This window comes from Peribacillus acanthi (assembly GCF_003073175.1).
Taxonomy (GTDB): Bacteria; Bacillota; Bacilli; order Bacillales; family DSM-1321; genus Bacillus_BN; species Bacillus_BN acanthi.
The window spans coordinates 1-20,434 of sequence record NZ_QBBX01000014.1; the positions used below are offsets into that span (position 1 = coordinate 1).

Consider the following 20,434-nt stretch of genomic DNA (forward strand, 5'->3'; position numbering starts at 1 on the left):
TACCATCCCTCCACAGAACAAAAGGCCACCAAGCGAAGCGCGGTAGCCTAGAATGATTTTCCCCCAACATTTGACGGAGAACCTCTTTTTATTTATCCATTTTCTAGGTATTTAGGTTTTGTGAAAAATGAATGAATGTAGAAACCTGTGTAAATAGGAGTGGAAGTGGCGAAGACCCCCGCAGGATATGCTTGACAGCTAAGATCCCACAGTCGCCAACAGCAGCGAGGAGTCTCAGCGCCAACCCCGCGAAAAGCGAAGTGCCTCGAACCGAAATTAACGGCATTTTTACAAACCGTCCTAAAAAGTATAGATGCCAAAAAATTGGCATTAAAACAAATCAATAATCTACTTAGAGAACCAAAGGAAAAAAGATTGCTTCTGTAATCTAAAAAACATTAGTTCATATGCCAAAAAATCAGCACAAAAATGACAAGATTTCGGCACTCCTTCATATAAATGTAGAAAGACTTCTAAGAAGGGGTGCAGTAGACTGGATAACTTATACATAACAAGAGAGATTATGGAAGCCATTTTGAAGATTATTGATGAGGGAATCCATGTAGTTGATACTACTGGAAAAACTATATTCTATAATACGATTGCCGCGAATCATGATGGCATGAAAGTTAAGGAGGTACTCGGAAAACATCTGTTAGACGCGTTTCCATCTTTAACAAACGAGACTAGTACCTTACTAGACGTACTAGCAAAAGGTAAGCCCATCATTCAAAAAGGACAAACTTACGTTAATGCACATGGAAAAACCATAGATACCATCAATAGCACTTTGCCAATTTATGTCGATGGAAAACTGGTAGGTGCAGTGGAGGTAGCAAAGGATTACTCAAAGTTAAGACAATTATCAGAACGGCTTCTGGATCTAGAACGGAAAATGATTAAAGAAGCTCCTATTAAAGCAGAGCCTTCGAATGGTGCTAAGCATACGTTTGAAAATCTAATTACTGAAGATGCTATCTTTTTATCTCAAATTGAAAGGGCCAAAAAACTTTCAAAATCAGCTTCAACTGTACTGGTTTACGGAGAGAGTGGAAGCGGGAAAGAACTATTCGTTCAAGGATTACATAATGCTTCTATTCGTAGAGCAATGCCGTTTATTGCTCAGAACTGTGCAGCATTACCAGATACATTACTCGAAAGTATATTGTTTGGTACTGCAAAAGGAAGCTATACAGGTGCCATTGATCGACCGGGTTTATTCGAATTGGCCAATGGTGGAACACTTTTTTTAGACGAAATACAATCCCTTCCCGTTGAGTTACAGGCAAAGCTTCTTCGTGTATTGGAAGATGGTCTTATCAGAAGAGTGGGTGGAACGAAAAGTATTTCGGTAAATGTGAGAATTATGGCTGCTTTAAACGTTCATCCCGATGAAGCCATGCGAAAAAATCTAATTCGGCAAGATTTATATTACAGATTAAATGTGTTACCTTTTCATTTACCACCATTACGTAAAAGAAAATCAGATATCCTCTTATTAACGCAATATTTCATAGGAAAATATAATCAAGTTTTACAATTATCCATACAAGGTGTTTCTAAAGAGGTTGAAACTTTTTTCTACTCGTATCAATGGCCAGGTAATGTGAGGGAACTTAAACATACTATTGAATTCATGATGAATTGCTCTGAAGATAATGTGTTAACGTTAAGAGATTTGCCTGATTCGTTAAAAGCTTCTCTCAGCAGTAAGACAAACATCCCACCAATCCAACCTTTGCGAAAAGCATTGAAAGAAACAGAACAAACGTTAATCAAGCACGCTATGCTCAATACGAATGGAAATATTCTGCAAGCAGCAAGTCTTTTGGGCATTCCAAGGCAAACTCTCCAATATAAACTATCGAAGCTGGATTATGATTGTAAAAATACACACAAGGATATTCCTAAATAACTTTTATCCAATTAGCGTAATTTTTCATAAAGTAAAGGAGTTAGTTATTGAAAGATGGCACGCTACTTGCATGAAATAAAGGAAAAGAACTTGGGAGGTATTTTATGAGACACGATTTATATAAACCTAGTCGCCATTGGAAGGATATTGAGCTTTGGAAGAACGTAACAGAAGAACAATGGAATGATTGGCTATGGCAACTCACAAATACAGTCCGCACTCTAGACGATTTAAAAAAGGTCATTAACTTAACACCTGAAGAAGAAGAGGGAGTAAAGATTTCAACCAAGACCATTCCTCTTAACATCACTCCCTATTATGCATCTTTAATGAATCCTGACGATCCTAGATGTCCAATCAGAATGCAATCAGTTCCTATTGGAAAAGAAATCTATAAAACAAAATATGATCTTGAAGATCCTCTACATGAGGATGAAGATTCCCCAGTTCCTGGCCTAACCCATCGTTATCCCGATCGTGTATTGTTCTTGGTGACAAATCAATGCTCAATGTATTGTCGTTACTGTACAAGAAGAAGATTTTCTGGTCAAATTGGCATGGGTGTCCCTAAAAAGCAATTGGACGCAGCTATTGGCTACATTAGGAACACTCCTGAAGTGAGAGATGTTTTGATTTCAGGAGGAGATGGTTTACTTATTAATGACACGATCGTCGAATATATCCTAAAGAGTTTACGTGAAATTCCTCATGTTGAAATCATACGGATTGGAACAAGAGCACCAGTTGTGTTCCCGCAAAGGATTACGGAAAAACTATGTAGCATCTTAAAAAAGTATCATCCAGTTTGGTTGAATACACACTTCAATACTTCAATGGAAATTACAGAAGAATCCAAACTTGCCTGTGAAATGCTTGCAAATGCTGGAGTACCTGTTGGTAATCAGTCGGTTATCCTTGCAGGCATTAACGACAGTGTCGCAATTATGAAAAAATTAATGCATGATCTAGTTAAAATTCGTGTACGCCCATACTATATTTACCAATGTGACCTTTCAGAAGGAATTAGCCACTTCCGAGCTCCAATTTCGAAGGGGATTGAAATTATCGAGGGATTGCGTGGGCATACTTCAGGTTACGCTGTTCCAACCTTTGTTGTTGATGCTCCTGGTGGTGGAGGTAAGATTTCATTACAACCGAATTATATTCTCTCACAATCACCAACGAAGACTGTTTTAAGGAATTTTGAAGGTGTTATTACCACTTATCCAGAACCTGAGAGTTATACTCCAGGTCAAGCGGAAGATTACTTCAAGACCGTTTATCCTGATTATGAATCTAAAAAATCCATGGCAGGTGTTTCTGGCATCATGAACGATGCTACGTTTAATCTAATACCGGAAGGATTAAAGCGTCTGTCTAAACGACAGGAGTATAATAAGAATCCAGAACATGCATCACTAAAAGATAAACGTGAAAAAAGAGATGAATTAAAAGAAAAGAAATTTTTAACCGAACAACAAAAAATGACTCAAAAAGAACTTGCTCCTGCAAAAGAGGAGGCCAATAATGACTGAACGGTGTGAATGGTGTGAAGAAAAGCAAATTCAAGAGACCACTGCAAGTGTATATTGGGAGTTACCGGATGGTTCCAGAGCTATTGAAATTAAGGATACCCCAACTATTAAATGTCCAATTTGTGAAGCTGAGTACCAGCAAGAGACAATTGTAAAAGGAATCGAGGACCAGTTATTTTTAGTGGACCGGAGAAAAATAACATCTCCAATTAATTATAAGGATTTAATGGAAATGGAACGCATACTAAAAAAAAATTATTTCGATTTTTCTTCATAAATAATAGGGTAAATATTTCTCCATCCCGATAAATAAATAGTCGACGAATGCACAAAATAAATTTGTACCGACAATAAGGGAGGAAAAAATGATGACAAACCAAAACAACAACCGTGAACGCCAAAACAAATATCCTAACAACCAAAACAATGATACAGAGTTCTCTAAAGAAGTGAACATTCGCAGCGAAATCACAAAAAATGATTTAAAAAAGAAAAATCAATAAGATTCTGGAATCACTATTAAAAGGAGCTTGCATTTTGCAGGCTCTTTTATTTTGCGACTAATAAACAGAAAAGGGCATGGCATCGATGTAAATGCGGTGGTGTTTGTATCTAGTTGAGCCAAGCACTTAGTATGCATTGCCGCTTTTCGTATTCACAAATTGTTCATCCTTTCTTTATTTTTCTTAATACCCCTTGATGTATGATGAGAATATAAAAATGACAGTGCGAAGGAGAGGGCACTATGTATTTGGCATTTACAATAATGTTAGTAGCAGCAATGTTTGTTCTATTTTTATGTGGATATTACGTTGGGGTAATTAAAGAAAAATTTGGAAAGAACTGGCTTCACGCGGTTCCTATTACAATCGCAATCTTAATGTTCAATATTATTTGGGCCCTTCTAGAAATGGGTAAATCAGGAAGATGGGGTTGATGATTTATAAGAGTAGACTCCGTTTTCGAAATTCGATATAGTAGATTTTAAACGAATTTCTATAAGGGGTATTTGCATGAAAACTTTCTACCAATTTTTAATCACATATAGACAACCTAAAGCAAAAGATGAAATTACAAAATTCGCCAACAATGCTTACGATGATCATGGTTTTCCGAGGCAATCAAAAGATTATGACGAACTTAGCAGATATTTAGAAATGTATGGGGAATACTTACCCTCAATGGCAATTTTTGATGATGCGTGGGATAAATATAAACAAAGTTCAATTGTGTAAATGGCCGAGTCTAATATGATTCGGCTTTTTTTTCTAGAAATATTGGAGCCCTTTTTTTACACTAATTTTTACAGTAATTAATTTAACGCCATTTTTAACATCATGTAAGGCAGCACATCCTCTTTTCTTTAATAACGTCCGGATTGTTTTTTGCATATAATATCGTACCTAACTACTAGAGTTGAGTCGAGAGGATGTCTTCTATGGCGAAGAAGAAAAAACCTAAATTCAATAAGGGTGATACTGTAGTCATCATAATGTATGGCACTGTTGGCAACATAACTGATGTGCAATTCATGGACGGAGCTTATGTTTACGAAGTGAATCATAGTGAAGGACTTTATATGGAATCTACCTTACAGCATATTAGTGAATTTGAAGGAGAAATCCTTCAGGAAACAGAGAAAATTGATATTGAATATAAATTCTTCTTTGGGGATTTAGTTTCAGTAGATGGGTATGGGCAAGATTATTTTAAGGTTGTCGGATTTAGGACCGAAATTTGGAGATACAAGGAAAACGCTTGGGAAGATGTAATTTATGAACTATCAAGAATTTCTGATGGTGAATGGTTGGAAGCGCATGAAGAGGAGCTGACCCTAGTTGCTGATGCAGAAAGCGCAGACACCTTCATACAAAAATTAGGTTTGCTTTTCCCTATTAATAAGAAGACGGGAAAAAAAGAAATAAATCCTACCTCCAGCTTTAATACCAGGAAAGCTGAAAAAGAACAATTGCAAGAACGATATGAAAAAAAGCAAATGATTGATGGTTTACTTGATTTATATAATGATTACCTTTTTCTATATGAAACTTTTGGCGATGAAGAATACAAAAAAGTAAAAGGGCTAGTATTGAATAAAATTAAGAAACTTTCCTCTGAACTCTATAAAACTCCTAAAAACTCTTCATCTAAGTGAAGTAATCCCATCACAATTTTTAATAACGGAATAAAGGGTTTCCTAAGCTCATACATCTTAAGTAAAGGGGGCGATCAAGTTTGCGTGAAATCGAAGTTTTTATCGACACGGAAGAAATTGCTGAGTTCTTCTTTCAAGAACTAACAAGGCGTGGATACGTTCCATCAGAGGAAGAATTAGAAGAAATTGCTGACATCACCTTTGAATATTTGATTGAGAAATGCATCATAGATGAAGAAATTGAGGAATAAAGAACTCGAGTTTGCCCTAACATCTTGGAAGTAGCGACGGTTTAGCCGTCGTTTTTCATGTGGAATTGTATTAATCTTTTTTTACATAATGAAACCTTTTCGCTTTTACATCGTATTTAGAGTATAGAAAATAAATGAGATGAAGAGGAGAGGTTCCCTTTGTTAAAAAAACTGATAAAAACACTGTTAGGAATGAAACATCACGTTAAATATTCTAGTAGCGATTTTAAGCATAAATATTCCAATAAGCACTCCCAGTATGGATATAAACATTATCAGAAAAAACATAAAAAGAGTATTTTCAAAAGTTCTCATAGCTTTTTCAGTAGCTAATGAGATTTGTTAGCGAGAAAAAGTTAGACCAAATATTTATCAAACATTTTTCCGAACATGAGAAGTGGGAACTTGAAGAAGAGCTAGCTCTCGGTGGCTATGGAAAAACATATGTAATTAGGAATAAGATTGACAAGAAGTCTTATGTGTTGAAAAGACTTAGGAAGAAAAGGGCGAAATCGAAAGAAGCAATCGCATGTTTTGAATTCGAGCAATCCATTCTTAGAGAGTTGAATCATCGCTCTATTCCCAAAATTGTGGAAGCAGGACACATCAATGGGATTCCTTTTTATATTATGGAAAAAGTGCATGGAAAAACCTTTGATGATTTGATTTTCCAAGAAGGAAAATCATACACTTTTATAGAATCGGTTTATATTGTAAGGGCATTATTACAAATAGCTAATTATCTTCATAGAAAAAACATCGTCCATAGAGACTTAAGAATCCCAAATATCTTAACAAATGGTGATCAACTATTTGTCATAGATTTCGGATTGGCAACAAAGTCAGATAATGCAACTAGTTCTAATATAGAAAATCCGAAAAAAGAAGCATCATATGTGAGTGATTTATGGGGCATAGGTCATTTTTTTCTATTCCTTTTATATTCAACCTTTGAACCAAATAGCACTAAGGAAAAAAGCTGGCATGAAGAATTGCCACTTACAGAAGATGCAAAAGTCTTCATTAAAAAATTACTAATGTTAGAAACTCCTTTTGAATCGACTGAAGCTGCAATATCTTATGTAGACACCAAATTATTAGGAGGAAAAAGTCATGTCAATGTTTAACAAGTTTTTAGCCACTATGGGGATTGGAAATGCAAAAGTAGATACTAGACTGGAAAAGGACTCTTTCCTTCCTGGGGAACAAGTACAAGGGCATGTTGAAATTGTAGGGGGAAATGTAGAACAATCCATTGACGAAATCTACCTAACATTGAATACAACTTATATTAAAGAACATGATGATAAAAAATACACTCAAACAGCTACGATTGAACGAGTGAGAATCAATGAACCATTTACGATTGGAGTAAATGAGAAAAAGGTGTTTCCATTTAGCTTCAACCTACCAATGGACACTCCTTTAACTTATGGTTCAACAAGAGTGTGGGTAGCCACAGGTTTAGACATTAAAAATGCAGTAGACCCAAAGGATGCCGATTACATTAAAGTTCAACCAAATGAACTTATTCATTCGCTGTTCCTAGCTTTGACTGACCTTGGGTTCAAGCTTCGTAACAGCGATTGTGAGGCCGCTCCAGCACGATTCCGTGGAAGACAGCCCTATATCCAAGAATTCGAATTCGTTCCATACAGTGGTGCTTACCGTGGGAAGCTAGATGAATTAGAGCTAGTTTACTTCCAAACCAACCATGATTCTGTGGATGTTTATTTTGAAATTGATCGCCGTGCAAGAGGATTAGCTGGTCTGTTTGCAGAAGCATTGGAGATGGATGAAACTCGTGTGGCTACTACCATCACAAAAAATGACATACCTAACTTAGCGTCTAAAATTAACGCCCTTATAGCGAAATACGCATAGTATAGAAGCCTGCCGAATATTTGGCAGGTTTTTGTGTACTTATTAAGTTTACAATTTTTTTGGAATTTGCTTTTCTCGACAAAACTAGTGTTGTTCCGATAAAGGATTCGACAAGCTTAATCCCTAATTTTATCTGTAGATATTCTGGATAGAAGGCGGGGAACCCAAAATGCTAAAAGGATTTGTAAAGAGTAAGCCATTGGAAACAGACAGTGTCTACGATATAACAATCTTCCAGACCAAAGCATATGGGCAAAAACGAGGCTATCAGCAAGTGTACCGTTTAAACGTAGAAGCGGAATCACATACAGAAGCAATAGAAACAGTCTTTGGAAAATTCAATGTAGCTGATCGTATTCCAAAGGATTATCAAGCGCGTTATATAACGACAGGAGACATTGTTCTAATTGATGAAGGATTAAAGGGGAAATCATATTATAAGTTGTGTATTGGCGGGTGGAAAGTGATACATAGGTTACACGTATGTTGAAACAATGTTAGTAAAAAGTTTAGTCAATGATATGGAATGCTTAATACCCCGAACCGTAAAAAGATTCGGGGTTAGTTATGTTATCGAGGTTCTTGATTATGTCCAGGTCCATTTTTACGACCTTGAGCAGAGTATTCTTTTCCATGGGCCTCTTGTTCTGCAATAATGCCCTCAGCCGGTATATGATTGTTCTTTTTTGGTGAATTAACCCTATTACGGTGTTTCTTACCCATCGTTATTCCTCCTCAAAATAGGTTCTTCTATAGTATGGATTCGTTTTTTAGGAATATTACAATGCCTTTAGAAAGACAATAATTGGAGTAAGAAATAATTATCTGTTTTTCCCCAAATTGAATGTGGTATAGTATTGTATTGTAGCTCTCACGCTAAAAAGGAGGAAATAATAATGAGTGTACATATTGGAGCAAAACCTGGCGATATCGCTGAAACAGTCCTTTTACCTGGAGATCCTCTCCGAGCAAAATATATTGCAGAAACATTTTTGGAAGAACCAAAATTATATAATGAAGTACGCAACATGTTTGGATACACTGGAACGTATAAAGGGAAAAGAATCTCCGTCCAAGGAACTGGAATGGGAGTGCCTAGCATCTCCATTTACATCAATGAATTAATTAATAGCTATGATGTGAAAAAATTGATTCGTGTAGGGACTTGTGGAGCTATTCAAAAGGATGTAAAAGTTAGAGACGTAATTCTAGCTATGACATCCTCTACTGATAGCCAAATGAACAGATTAACGTTTGGTGGAGTAGATTATGCTCCTACGGCCGACTTTGATTTATTGAAAAAAGCCTATGATGCTGGAATTGCAAAAGGCCTTAACTTAAAGGTAGGTAGTGTATTCACTGCCGATTCATTCTATAATGACAATGCAGAGTTTGAAAAATGGGCAAAGTATAAAATCTTAGCTGTAGAAATGGAAACAACAGCTCTTTATACGATTGCAGCTAAGTTCGATGTGCAAGCTCTTTCTGTATTAACGGTGAGTGATCACATCTTAACAGGTGAAGAAACAACAGCCGAAGAAAGACAAACTACATTTAACGAAATGATTGAAGTTGCACTGGAAGCTGCGATTCAAGACTAGAAATAATAAAAATCCGTTATTTTTTGCGCCTGAAACGCTGGAATAACGGATTTTTTTGGATAGATAAGAGTAAAGTACCATTCCTTAAATAATATGTTACTATTTAAGGAATAAGTGATAAAATGAGAAAGTGTATTTTTTAAAACAGAAGGGTGATGCCAACATGAAATTTTTAAAGTTAATCATCGTTCTTCTTGTAGCAACAAGCTTGAGCGGATGTCAATTATATAATTATTATGTAAATAAAGATTCCGATAAAAAAATGATAGTTAAAAATGACGGACAAGTTCAAGAACCAGAAGAACAATCAAATGAAACAGAAGATGATGACACAACTAACCAACCAGAAGAAGAAGTTCTAACATTACCCGAAGAGTATTTTAATGATACGACTGTTGTAAACGGCAAATTGATGATCAACAATCCAGAAAACATAGTAGCTCTCGTGAACAAGGAGTTTTCATTAGCTGAAAACTATATTCCTTCTGATTTGGTAAAACCAAACGTGCCATTTTCTTTTGGAGATGAAAAAATCGAAAAAGCATTAATGAGAGCGGAAGCTTCACGAGCTTTAGAAGCACTTTTCTTAGGTGCAAAAGTCAGTGGAATAGAGTTGTTCGCAGTGTCAGGGTATCGTTCATATGAAAGACAAGCCATCATACTAGATAATGAAATTACTAAAGTTGGCGAAGCAAAGGCAATAGAGGCAGTTGCTTATCCAGGTCAAAGTGAACATCAGACTGGCTTGGCTATGGACATTTCAAGTAAGTCGGTTAACTTAGAATTAACACAGGATTTTGAAAACGTAGCTGAAGGAAATTGGCTTGCAAATAATGCACATAAATATGGATTTATCCTTCGTTATCCAAAAGGAAAAGAATCTATTACAGGATACAAATTTGAACCATGGCACTTCCGTTACGTTGGACAAGATGTTGCAAAGGTTATTTATGAAAAGAATCTTACGCTAGAAGAGTACTTCAAATTGGTCAAGCAAGTATAAAATACTTTCCTATATGCAAAATTTGTTTAATAATGGTATAAAGAACATGTCACTCTGAAAGTGGTGGAATTATGGAAGAAAATCAAACTATGGAAGAACCAAAACAAAGTAATAAATATATGAAAATTAAGAAATTCCATTTCGTAATGGGGATTTTCCTTATCATCTTTCTTACAGCTGGTATCACAACACTTGCTCTAATGTTTGGAGAAGATGGAGAAAAACCAATCCAACAAGTTATTAATCAGCGAAATGAATTTAGTAAGCTATACTCAGCTTATGACACAATTAAAAAAGATTATTACACTGATATAGATGATAAAAAATTAATTAGTGGTGCCATTACAGGAATGCTTCAATCTCTAGAAGATCCATATTCAGTTTATATGGACATTGAAGAAGCACAAGGGTTCCATGAGAAAATTTCTTCTTCATTCGAAGGAATTGGAGCGGAAATTCAAACACAAGATTCAAAAATTATGGTCGTAGCTCCTATAAAAGGATCACCTGCTGAAAAAGCGGGGCTGAAACCTTACGATTACATTTTAAGTGTAGATGGAAAAAGCTTAGAAGGGATGTCCACTACCGAAGCTGTGACCTTAATTCGAGGGAAAAAAGGAACAAAGGTCCAATTAATGATTCAACGGGGTAAAAACTCAGAACCAATGCAAGTTGAAATTGTCCGTGATACCATCCCGATTGAAACCGTCTATGCTAAGATGGATGATAGCAAAATTGCAACCATTCAAATCACAAGTTTTTCTGAACATACATACGAAGAACTTTTAAAAGCTGTAAACGATTTGGAAAGTAAAGGCATGAAAGGTCTTGTCCTTGATCTTAGACAAAATCCAGGTGGCATCTTGGATCAAGCGCTTGATATTTCAGATTTGTTCGTTCCAGAAGGGAAACAAATCCTTTCAGTCGAGTACCGCAATGGTGAAAAAGAAGTTTATAAAGCAAAAGGCGGCAAAAAAGTAAAAGTTCCTGTCGCAGTTTTAATCGACAACGGAAGTGCAAGTGCTTCTGAAATAGTAGCAGGTGCATTAAAAGAAGCAGCTGGAATCCTATTAATTGGAGAAAAGACATTCGGTAAAGGTACAGTCCAAACTGCAGTTGATTTAGATGACGGATCAAACATCAAATACACGACTGCAAAATGGCTGACTCCAAACGACAACTGGATACACAAAAAAGGTATTGAGCCAGATGTGAAAGTTGCGCTTCCATCATACGCCAACCTACCATACATCTCGCCAGAAAAAGAACTTTCAATCACTACAAATGGTACAGAAGTAAAAGCGATTGAAGAAATGTTAGCAGCAGTTGGCTATAAACCTGGCAACGTTGACGGATACTTCGACGAAGCTACTCAAAAAGCCGTAACAGAATTCCAAAAAGCAAACAAATTAGAAGTAACAGGGAAAGTAAGTGGAGATACTACGATGGTTCTCATGAGCAAAATCCGAGAAAAAATCGTCTCCAACGACACACAATTATTAAAAGCCATTGAGAATGTAAAGAAGTAGTGGGAAACGGCCTGAGGGCCGTTTTTTGTTTGGAATCGGGGAATAGGTTTGAAAGATTCATTCATGTGTAAGGTAAAATCTTCGAAAGTGAAGGATAAATAGGGTGGAGTGAAAGGAAAGAAGAGGCGAGTGGCGGGTAAAATAGTCCAAGCAGAATCCGATCGTTATCAAAAAACAAAAACTTGAATGGTAAAAAGGAAAAGTGAAGAGAAAGGACGCTAACATGCTCGATAACTGGCTCAAAAAGAGAGAAAAATATAGACTTTAACAAAAAGTGAAGAGTAAATTTTAAAAAGTGAAAGGTAAAATCCTCGAAAGTGAAGGATAAATAGGGTGGAGTGAAAGGAAAGAAGCTCTAAGAGAAGGGAAAACAGTGTGTCCAAATACTCGTTGGGAATTAGAACATTATCCAAAGTGCAAGAATGTGTGTGAAATCAGTTTGAATATATTACTGTTGAACAAGTCATATTTCTAAAAAAAAAATGTCTAGCAAAGATATCTATTGCAGGAGAATAAACTTCCAAAACAGAAATATACACATACGAAAGGAGAAATGCAATTTGATTATAAAAGAACGGGTTTTACCTATCCCAATTGTAAAATTAGAATCATTACTTAGAAGAATACCTAAAGAACACGTGAAAAGGAGGCTTATTGAAGCAGAGTTAGCCAAACGGCTTTCAGGATTTAGAGGGGAACAATCCGTCGATTATTATCTATATCGCCTTATTGAAAGTGAAAATCATCTAATAATTAACGATATACGTCTTCCATACAACTCGAAAAATTACTTCCAAATTGATGTCCTCATACTCTCCAAAACTCATTTCCTTATTTTAGAACTAAAAAACATCGCTGGAGAATTAATTTTTGATTCAAAGTTTAAACAGATTATTCGAAAAAATAATGGAAAGGAAGAGGTATTGCCTGACCCAATTCTTCAGATTAATAGACAGGAAATATTATTGAGAGAACAACTTAAGAAATATAATTTCCCCTTTATACCGATAGAATCCTTAGTTGTTATGACTAATTCATCAGCAATCCTAAAAAGTATTAATGATACAGATGGCTATTATAATAAAGTAATTAGGATTGCCTCTTTGCCGGATAAGATAAATGAATTTGAAGCTACCTATAACAGAGAAATAATAACAACGAAAGAAATTAACAGAGTAGCAGATTACATTTTATCAAATCATAATCCCGGTGACGTGGATTTTATTACGAAATTTGAAATAGATAAATCACATATAATCAATGGCGTGATATGCCCAAAATGTAACGAGGCTCCTATGAAAAGTATTTATATGAAATGGCGGTGCCAAATGTGTAATCATATATCGGAAGATGCACATTTACTTGCTCTTCAAGAATATAAACTATTAATAAACTCTCAAATCTCAAGTAAAGAACTGAAAAAATACTTCTTACTTCACAATGACTCAGTCTGTTACCGCTGGATTAAGAAACTCAATCTTCCTTTTAGTGGTGGGAAATTTAAGGGTAGACGATATAGCTTGTAGTAATTGGTTATAAGAAGACCTTGTTTTGATTACATCTCCGTCCCTCCACCCAAACTCAACTCCCTCTTTATCACACTCTTTTTCTCTTCAATCATTTCTTTTAAAAATGCTCGATAATCTTCTTCGGTCTGCATATTCAATTCTTCGTATAGTATTTTCAAATGCTTCAAGTGGTCCTGTAGTAATGTTTCTGTTGAAGTGGATCCACCAGATTGGACCTTTCGCAAGATGATATCTACAAGCTTTTCATTAGAGGCTTCTACTGATTTAGTACCTTGCCTAACATAAATGGCTCCGTATCTGAGTTCGCCTTGTTGGACGATGGAGGTGTAGGGGACATATTTTGGATCATAATCAATGAATAAAACTTGAAATCTTTTTTCCTGTAAAAGAGTATGTGTCCTTTTGGAAAACTGATAATCTTCAGTACGGTATTTGAGGTATTTGGGTAGTAAATTTTGAAGTTTATTATCTATATCAGCTTTATCTAAAAAATCTTGGTTGGATAATCCGTCCAGTTGTACCGTTCCTTTTGATGATTGACTGACTCCAACAATAATACAACCACCACCAGAGTTTGCGATTGCAAGGATATGCTTAGCTAGCTTTGTTAGCTCAATCCATTTTGTTTTGAAATCTAGAAAATCCGTTTCACCAGTATTATGTAATAGTACATCACGGAGGTTTTCTTTAGAGGGTTCTAGTAAGAATTTTTTTAACACAATAGGATAGATGCTGGAAAAGAGCATATTCCTCTTTCCTTTCTTATAATCTTTTTATTATTATAGTCAACTAATACTAAAGAAGAGACAATGAAATGAGAAAAAGCCAAGTTAATTAAACCTGGCTTAAAAATTAGTCTTCTATAAGATTTTTACTAAATGGTAATATCTCGATAAGGGCATTTTGTACGTGCGAGAACGTTTTCCATTCATAATGGTGGTTGGCAATGGAAAGTGCTAATTGAGGAGTAACGCCAACAATAAAGCATTTTGTTCCGATTAGTCGTAGGGATTGACAGATTTTGTTGATATAATGACCTGTATTCGTATCAATCTCATTTAATGATGAGACGTCCAAAAGAAAATACTCCGCACGTTCCTTGACACAATTCTCAAGTACTTTATAAGTTAATCTCTCTGCACGATCATCGTTTAATACTCCGACAATTGGAGCTGCTAGGATATAATCCCATAGCTTCATAATCGGAGTTGATAGAAGGTCAATCATTTTTTCACGTTCTTTTTCCTGTTTCGCCTTTTCTGTGACATCAAGAAGCATCAACAAATAACCCTGCTTCACTTCTTCATGATCAAATATAGGCGTTATGACAGTTTCGGCAAAGTAACGGTCTTTAATCGATATTCGAGTACGATGGCTATGCGAAAGGTTTTCCATAATACGATTTTGGTGCTTTGGTTTTTTATGAAAAAAATCCATGTGTTTACCTAAGATGTTTTCATCGTTTTTAATACCATATAATTCCATTAGAGGGTTCAAGGTCCGAATTGCTGCACTATTCATCCACACTAGACGAAATTCAAGGTCAGCCACAAGAATTGTTTCATCTATTACTTCCAAAACGTTTTCTAACATTAGATTGTTTGGTAATTTTCCAATAGACATTTTCAAAGGGCTCCTCTTCGTTCAATAATATTTATTATAACAAATTACATTGAAGCAATCCTATTGATAAGCTTGTGGAATGTAAAATGGTTTTAATGTACTATATCTGGAAAATTGATAGGTTAGAGTGGGACCTTAAGGCACATTTCTACTTTAGGATTCGAAATTCGAAGCGAAAGCCTAAAATCAAGCAAAGAATGTCGAATTCTAAAATTAATGAGTTACTTGAAGAATATACAAATTCCCTAAATATGTGATACGATTTCTATTACAAACTGATTAAGGAGATAATCATGAAATTAACGGAAATTTACATCTTAGGTGGTTTCTTAGGCAGTGGAAAAACCACATTGTTACAAAAAATTGTGAATGAAGAGAAAAATAGTGGACGTAAAATTGCCATTTTGCTTAATGAACTAGGGAAGGTATCGGTCGATTCAAAAGCCTTTGACGAGCAGGTTCCATTAAAGGAGATGTTTGATGGCTGTATTTGCTGTACCATTCAAGATAAGCTTGAAGCTCAAATACAGGATTTACTTACACATGATTTAGACGCTATTTACATAGAAACGACAGGGGCTGCACATCCAGTTGAGGTATTGGATGCGATCATTTCTCCTCTTTTCGCGACTCGTTTACTGTACAAGGGAATAATAACCGTGGTCGACATGCTGAGGTGGAGGGATCGTGCAAGTTTTTCACCACAAATTAGACATTTAATGCTTGAGCAAATTCAGCATGCCGATTTGTTAATCTTAAATAAAATAGACTTAGTATCCGAAATGGAAGCCGGTCAAATTAGTTTTGAAATTCAACAAATCAATTCACATGCGAAACTAATAATAACAGAGCATTCAAGGGTGGGGTTGAATGCCATTCATGGAGTTACGTTAGGGGAAAAGAACTATTCAGGAAACTCTGGAAAAAAAGATCTGCAATTGCAAACCATTGTATATACTTTTAAAGGAGCCATTTCACGTGAGAAATTTGAGGATTGGTTAAGAAGCTTACCAGAATCGGTCTATCGTATGAAAGGATATATTCCTTTCAGCCATTCACAATATCCTCATCTTTTTCAATATTCATATGGGATGCCGATGTCATTGCCAGAAGATATGAATATGCCTTTGAACCTTGTGATTATTGGGGAATCATTGGATAAGAAACTGATTACAGAACAGCTAGAAGAATTACAAACAACACACTAATCATCGAAAAAGGTATGGTCCCTTTCAGACCTACCTTTTTCATTTGACATAAAAGAAAAAAATCACTAGTATTATTTTATTAACTAAGTTAACTATTTATAAAGTAAAGGAAGAAGTTTAATTTGAAAGAAAATCAAATTTATCAGCTTGAGAAGTTATTTCGGACAGTATTTAGACAAATGCGTTTGGAATTAAATAATCTGTATGGCACAGAACTCAATGCAAATGAGTTTTCAGTTTTAAGGTTTCTGTTATTAAATGGAAATAGTCCAGCCTCATACATTTCCAAGTATTTAAATGTTTCTGCAAGTCATATTACAAGTGTAACGGACTCATTAGCTAATAAAGGTTATATCGTTAGACTTCGTAGTGCTCAAGATAGAAGGTTAGTTTTGATTTCCCTTACTGAAGAGGGAAAAAACAAGGTAGAAGAGCTAGAAAAAAAGAAATCAGAATTTCTACGATCTAAATTCGATAAGTTCACAGAAGGGGAGCTTGAACAATTCATTCAATTGTTCAGAAGATTAGAGTAGCTTTTTTATACAATAATGCTTCACTTAGTTAATCTTTTGTATATCGTAATAAAAAAGGGGGGGAAGTGTTGGAACATCTTGAACATAAGAAAAAACTTGCCATCATGTTAGCCATTATGTCAGCTATGTTATTTGCAGCCTTAAATCAAACCATCGTTGGAACCGCCTTACCTAAAATAATTGCCACTTTAGGTGGAATGGAATATTATAGTTGGGTTTTCACCATGTATATGCTTACCTCTAGTGTAACTGCCATTCTTGTTGGAAAGCTCTCTGATTTATATGGAAGGAAACCCTTCATACTTGTCGGTATTGGAATTTTTACAGTAGGATCATTTTTATCGGGTCTTTCAAATGATATTATTCAATTAATTCTCTTTAGAGGAATCCAAGGATTAGGTGCTGGACTGATTATGTCTACTTCATTTACAGCCATTGGTGATTTGTTTTCTCCTCGAGAGCGAGGTCGTTGGCAAGGGTTGATGACTTCGGTTTTCGGTTTAGCCAGTGTTTTCGGTCCTACTTTAGGTGGCTGGATTGTCGATAATTCAGATTGGCATTGGGTTTTCTGGGTATTCTTGCCGGTTGGATTAGTTGCATTCTTTATGATTTTATTTCTTTTCCCGAAAGTGGAAGCGAAACAAAAGGAACCAATTGACTTCTTAGGCTCTGTAATGATTACTTTGACGATTGTTCCTTTACTCCTTGCCTTCACATGGGGTGGCAAAGAGTATGACTGGGTTTCAATGCCCATTATCAGTCTTTTAATCGGTACCTTAATGGCACTCTCATTGTTTATTTTTGTCGAAAAAAGAGCAAAGAGTCCTGTGTTACCATTGGGATTATTTAAAAATGAAATTTTTACTTTATCCAATATTATCGGTTTTATTTTAGGGTTCGGTATGTTTGGTGCTATTATGTATATGCCATTTTTCATTCAAGGAGTAATAGGCACATCCGCAACCAAATCAGGTTTCATAATGATGCCTATGACCATTAGCATGGTGGTGGCAAGTACCATTTCAGGACAATTAATGACCAAAACTGGGAAGTATAAAAGAAATGCGTTGTTAGGGCTCCTTATCATGTCTATGGGGATGTATTTGCAATCCTTAATGGACCATGAAACGACCATTGCACTTGCGACATTCTATAACATCATAGTCGGTTTTGGTCTTGGATTAAGTTTGCCTGTGTTTACGTTAACCGTTCAGAATGCCACCGACCAAAAATTATTAGGTGTAGCTACCTCCTCCGTTCAACTATTTAGGCAAATTGGAGGGACTGTCGGTGTAGGGTTAATGGGGACGATTATGAACAATAAGATTTCAAGTAATATTAACGAGTCTGTTACTTCTAATCAGCTCATCGATAGAACGTCTACCATGTCTGAACTGCTGTCAAAAATTCAGAATCCACAGCTATTGATTAACCACGAAAAATTAGCTGATATCAGAAGTGATGTACCAACAGAGATGCTTTCCATGTTTGATGGGATGATTGAAATTGTTAGGAAGGCCATGACTGATGCAATTACGGACGTTTTCTTAGTTGGATCGATTGTAGTATTTAGTGGATTTTTGCTCACATTTTTGTTAAAAGAAATCCCATTAAGACAATCACAGCCTAAAGAAAAACACCTTGAATCAGAAGAGAAGAAAATAGTAGCAAATCGTTAATTTTCATGAGAGCCGTAGAAATTTATATGGCTCTTTTTTCTTTTCCATTTTTGGTCAACATTACGAATTTTTGAAGAGAATAAACAGGGTTAAATCAAGAAAAATAAGAAGGATAAAAAAGGGGTGCCTATTTATGAAAAAAGTCCTTCTAATATTATTTCTTGCTTTAACTCAAACATCACAAACCGAGGCGATAGTTGAAAAGGATTACGATTCGCCGATTTCATTTCAAGTAGAAATGCTTCCATGGAATGAAGTCAATGAGATTTTGCCAAGGTATGCATATTTTACGGTTATTGATGTGGAAACAAAAAAGTCTTTCAAGGTTCAAAGGCGAGCAGGAATGTATCATGCGGATGTACAACCATTAACAACCGATGATACGAAAATAATGAAAGAAATCTTTAACGGCAAATGGAGTTGGAAAAGAAGAGCCATATTAATATTAGATGAAGACCGATTACTTGCAGCATCAATGCATGGTATGCCACACGGTGCGGGAGCTTTGGCAAATAACTTTCCAGGTCACTTTTGTATTCATTTTTTTGGCAGTATCACACATAGCTCAAATAAAATGGATCTTTCTCATTTATTAATGACCTTAAAAGCAGCTGGAAAATTGGATGAGTACTTGACGGGTCTTACGCCATCTGAAACAGTTAAAGCATTTATTGCATCTATAGAACAGCAGGATTTGTATCTTTTTAATTTCATGAGTCTCCAAAAAATTACTGAAATGAATGATAAACAATTCTATGATATAAAAGCAATTCGGTTACAGGAGCTGCATATTGATTCTGATCAAAATCCACTTCGTGGTGGAGTTAATATCCCCGTCACATTAAGTGTACTAACTGAGTCAGGGGAAAGAAAAGTTTCCATGAACATCTTATTGGTAAGAACCTCGCCGCTTGAAAGCTGGAGAGTGGACTCAAAGAAGTTTTTCAAAAAATTAAATTGACCAAAAAAATCTATCTTATTTCCGTTAAATAAGATAGATTTTTTAAATCATGAAAATTTATTTTATCCCGCCGTAAGCTGCAAATGTTTTTTCGTCTTCAATTAAACCGCATGCAGCACACTGGACTCGATATTCAGGACCCCGATAGGGCATATGGAAAGGTTCTAGAGCATTATTTTCATACTGTTGAACGATCGAACCCGTTTGAGGATCCATTTTTACTGGAGTTACAACCTGTTCAATAATATTGAACCTACTTTTGTTGGTCTTACAATTTGGACAACGGTATGGAGATGTCATGATAAACATCCTTTCATAATAAATTTACGATGTTATTTTTTGTATTCTTTACAAAAACTATGTAATATGGAATGAGTAATCGGTATAGAAAGTGGGAATTTTGTATGAATAAGGCAATTTCTCATAGTGAACTATTGAAATGCTATCAACAAATATGGAATAATCGCATTATTGCAGAAGGTGAAGATCCTTTGGCAGTACTTCAAGAATTAATTAAAAGAGAACTGCTTGATGAAAATTCTCATCCAAGAATCCGTAAATCGAAATATGAAAAATTTTATATGAGCACAGCGAGGCTAATGGAATCATCTCTGGATGAAAATGAAAAATCAGCATTGCTGCAATTATACTTATTTACTATGAAAAACCTTTAGGAGGTCTTGTTATGAAAAAAATTACTACCAGTGAAGTTATGGGGAAATTAGAGAATCAGGAAGACTTAACTATTTTAGATGTGCGTGAAGTTAGTGAAGTGGAAAGTGACGGAATCATACCTGGCGCAATAAATCTTCCATTAAGTACACTAGAGTCAAGGTTACAAGAGCTGGACAAGGATAAAGAATACCATATTATTTGCCATGCAGGTGGAAGAAGTGCGAGGGCCCAAGAATTTATGGAATCACAAGGATTTAAAACGGTGGATATTCTTGGAGGCATGTCTGCATGGGAAGGAAAAAGAGAATAGTCTAGACACCTTCTTTTAAAATCCCGGCCAAAACCGGGATTTT

Annotated in this window: 25 protein-coding genes; 21 read left to right on the forward strand and 4 right to left on the reverse strand. The window is 35.6% G+C overall.

Annotated features, from left to right (window positions below; translation table 11 throughout):
* Nucleotides 1-523 precede the first annotated feature (523 nt).
* From DBX25_RS14090 to DBX25_RS14135, 11 genes are all read left to right on the forward strand, one after another.
* Nucleotides 524-1,915 (forward strand): sigma-54 interaction domain-containing protein, encoded by a 1,392-nt coding sequence (locus tag DBX25_RS14090; RefSeq protein WP_108671456.1) that lies wholly within the window; start codon nt 524-526, stop codon nt 1,913-1,915.
* 104 nt (nt 1,916-2,019) lie between these two features.
* A complete protein-coding gene (kamA, locus tag DBX25_RS14095) occupies nt 2,020-3,450 on the forward strand; it encodes a lysine 2,3-aminomutase (protein ID WP_108671457.1) in 1,431 nt (476 codons plus the stop codon).
* Nucleotides 3,443-3,727, forward strand: coding sequence for a YokU family protein (locus DBX25_RS14100; RefSeq protein ID WP_108671458.1), 285 nt, complete (start codon nt 3,443-3,445; stop codon nt 3,725-3,727). Before kamA ends, DBX25_RS14100 begins: the two co-directional genes overlap by 8 nt.
* 88 nt (nt 3,728-3,815) lie before the next feature.
* Complete coding sequence (locus DBX25_RS20675) at nt 3,816-3,953, forward strand: hypothetical protein (RefSeq protein ID WP_157950977.1); 138 nt, start codon at nt 3,816-3,818, stop codon at nt 3,951-3,953.
* Between the two features lie 242 nt (nt 3,954-4,195).
* Nucleotides 4,196-4,387, forward strand: coding sequence for a hypothetical protein (locus DBX25_RS14105; protein ID WP_108671459.1), 192 nt, complete (start codon nt 4,196-4,198; stop codon nt 4,385-4,387).
* A gap of 76 nt (nt 4,388-4,463) precedes the next feature.
* On the forward strand, nt 4,464-4,685 hold the full coding sequence (locus DBX25_RS14110; RefSeq protein WP_108671460.1) for a YozE family protein: 222 nt from the start codon (nt 4,464-4,466) through the stop codon (nt 4,683-4,685).
* A gap of 203 nt (nt 4,686-4,888) precedes the next feature.
* Entirely contained in the window at nt 4,889-5,605 is a 717-nt protein-coding gene (locus DBX25_RS14115; protein WP_108671461.1) for a hypothetical protein, read from the forward strand.
* Nucleotides 5,606-5,685: 80 nt separating this feature from the next.
* Complete coding sequence (locus tag DBX25_RS14120; RefSeq protein WP_108671462.1) at nt 5,686-5,856, forward strand: YozD family protein; 171 nt, start codon at nt 5,686-5,688, stop codon at nt 5,854-5,856.
* Nucleotides 5,857-6,188: 332 nt separating this feature from the next.
* On the forward strand, nt 6,189-6,983 hold the full coding sequence (locus DBX25_RS14125) for a serine/threonine protein kinase (RefSeq protein WP_108671463.1): 795 nt from the start codon (nt 6,189-6,191) through the stop codon (nt 6,981-6,983).
* Nucleotides 6,970-7,740, forward strand: a complete 771-nt coding sequence (locus tag DBX25_RS14130; RefSeq protein WP_108671464.1) for a sporulation protein — start codon at nt 6,970-6,972, stop codon at nt 7,738-7,740. Before DBX25_RS14125 ends, DBX25_RS14130 begins: the two co-directional genes overlap by 14 nt.
* A gap of 169 nt (nt 7,741-7,909) precedes the next feature.
* Nucleotides 7,910-8,230: a YodL domain-containing protein gene (locus DBX25_RS14135; protein WP_108671465.1), complete on the forward strand. Its 321-nt coding sequence runs from the start codon at nt 7,910-7,912 to the stop codon at nt 8,228-8,230.
* 80 nt (nt 8,231-8,310) lie between these two features.
* Here the strand turns inward: DBX25_RS14135 and DBX25_RS20855 are convergent, their stop codons facing one another.
* Entirely contained in the window at nt 8,311-8,463 is a 153-nt protein-coding gene (locus DBX25_RS20855) for a hypothetical protein (protein WP_170110136.1), read from the reverse strand.
* A 173-nt stretch (nt 8,464-8,636) separates the two neighbouring features.
* Between DBX25_RS20855 and deoD the strand changes: the two genes are divergently transcribed.
* The 4 genes from deoD to DBX25_RS14155 all read left to right on the forward strand — a co-directional run bounded on the left by deoD (nt 8,637) and on the right by DBX25_RS14155 (nt 13,399).
* On the forward strand, nt 8,637-9,341 hold the full coding sequence (deoD, locus tag DBX25_RS14140) for a purine-nucleoside phosphorylase (protein WP_108671466.1): 705 nt from the start codon (nt 8,637-8,639) through the stop codon (nt 9,339-9,341).
* 163 nt (nt 9,342-9,504) lie between these two features.
* The gene (locus DBX25_RS14145) at nt 9,505-10,344 is read left to right on the forward strand and encodes a M15 family metallopeptidase (RefSeq protein ID WP_108671467.1); all 840 of its coding nucleotides are present in this window, start codon (nt 9,505-9,507) and stop codon (nt 10,342-10,344) included.
* 71 nt (nt 10,345-10,415) lie between these two features.
* Entirely contained in the window at nt 10,416-11,873 is a 1,458-nt protein-coding gene (locus DBX25_RS14150) for a lmo1851 family serine protease (RefSeq protein WP_108671468.1), read from the forward strand.
* Nucleotides 11,874-12,433: 560 nt separating this feature from the next.
* On the forward strand, nt 12,434-13,399 hold the full coding sequence (locus DBX25_RS14155) for a nuclease-related domain-containing protein (RefSeq protein ID WP_157950978.1): 966 nt from the start codon (nt 12,434-12,436) through the stop codon (nt 13,397-13,399).
* Nucleotides 13,400-13,428: 29 nt separating this feature from the next.
* On the opposite strand, the gene DBX25_RS14160 is transcribed toward DBX25_RS14155, so the two are convergent.
* Nucleotides 13,429-14,148, reverse strand: coding sequence for an AlbA family DNA-binding domain-containing protein (locus tag DBX25_RS14160; protein ID WP_108671470.1), 720 nt, complete (start codon nt 14,146-14,148; stop codon nt 13,429-13,431).
* Between the two features lie 106 nt (nt 14,149-14,254).
* Nucleotides 14,255-15,025: an STAS domain-containing protein gene (locus DBX25_RS14165; RefSeq protein WP_108671471.1), complete on the reverse strand. Its 771-nt coding sequence runs from the start codon at nt 15,023-15,025 to the stop codon at nt 14,255-14,257.
* 293 nt (nt 15,026-15,318) lie between these two features.
* Here DBX25_RS14165 and DBX25_RS14170 point away from each other — a divergent pair, with 293 nt between their 5' ends.
* The 4 genes from DBX25_RS14170 to DBX25_RS14185 all read left to right on the forward strand — a co-directional run bounded on the left by DBX25_RS14170 (nt 15,319) and on the right by DBX25_RS14185 (nt 19,406).
* On the forward strand, nt 15,319-16,233 hold the full coding sequence (locus tag DBX25_RS14170) for a CobW family GTP-binding protein (protein ID WP_108671472.1): 915 nt from the start codon (nt 15,319-15,321) through the stop codon (nt 16,231-16,233).
* A gap of 122 nt (nt 16,234-16,355) precedes the next feature.
* Nucleotides 16,356-16,766, forward strand: coding sequence for a MarR family winged helix-turn-helix transcriptional regulator (locus DBX25_RS14175; protein WP_240620323.1), 411 nt, complete (start codon nt 16,356-16,358; stop codon nt 16,764-16,766).
* A 68-nt stretch (nt 16,767-16,834) separates the two neighbouring features.
* Nucleotides 16,835-18,445: an MDR family MFS transporter gene (locus DBX25_RS14180; protein WP_108671473.1), complete on the forward strand. Its 1,611-nt coding sequence runs from the start codon at nt 16,835-16,837 to the stop codon at nt 18,443-18,445.
* A 133-nt stretch (nt 18,446-18,578) separates the two neighbouring features.
* The gene (locus DBX25_RS14185; RefSeq protein ID WP_108671474.1) at nt 18,579-19,406 is read left to right on the forward strand and encodes a hypothetical protein; all 828 of its coding nucleotides are present in this window, start codon (nt 18,579-18,581) and stop codon (nt 19,404-19,406) included.
* A 57-nt stretch (nt 19,407-19,463) separates the two neighbouring features.
* On the opposite strand, the gene DBX25_RS14190 is transcribed toward DBX25_RS14185, so the two are convergent.
* Complete coding sequence (locus DBX25_RS14190; protein ID WP_108671475.1) at nt 19,464-19,706, reverse strand: DNA alkylation repair protein; 243 nt, start codon at nt 19,704-19,706, stop codon at nt 19,464-19,466.
* A gap of 104 nt (nt 19,707-19,810) precedes the next feature.
* Here DBX25_RS14190 and DBX25_RS14195 point away from each other — a divergent pair, with 104 nt between their 5' ends.
* Together DBX25_RS14195 and DBX25_RS14200 are read left to right on the forward strand one after the other, a co-directional pair.
* Complete coding sequence (locus DBX25_RS14195) at nt 19,811-20,080, forward strand: hypothetical protein (protein WP_108671476.1); 270 nt, start codon at nt 19,811-19,813, stop codon at nt 20,078-20,080.
* Between the two features lie 11 nt (nt 20,081-20,091).
* The gene (locus DBX25_RS14200; RefSeq protein ID WP_108671477.1) at nt 20,092-20,391 is read left to right on the forward strand and encodes a rhodanese-like domain-containing protein; all 300 of its coding nucleotides are present in this window, start codon (nt 20,092-20,094) and stop codon (nt 20,389-20,391) included.
* Nucleotides 20,392-20,434 lie beyond the last annotated feature (43 nt).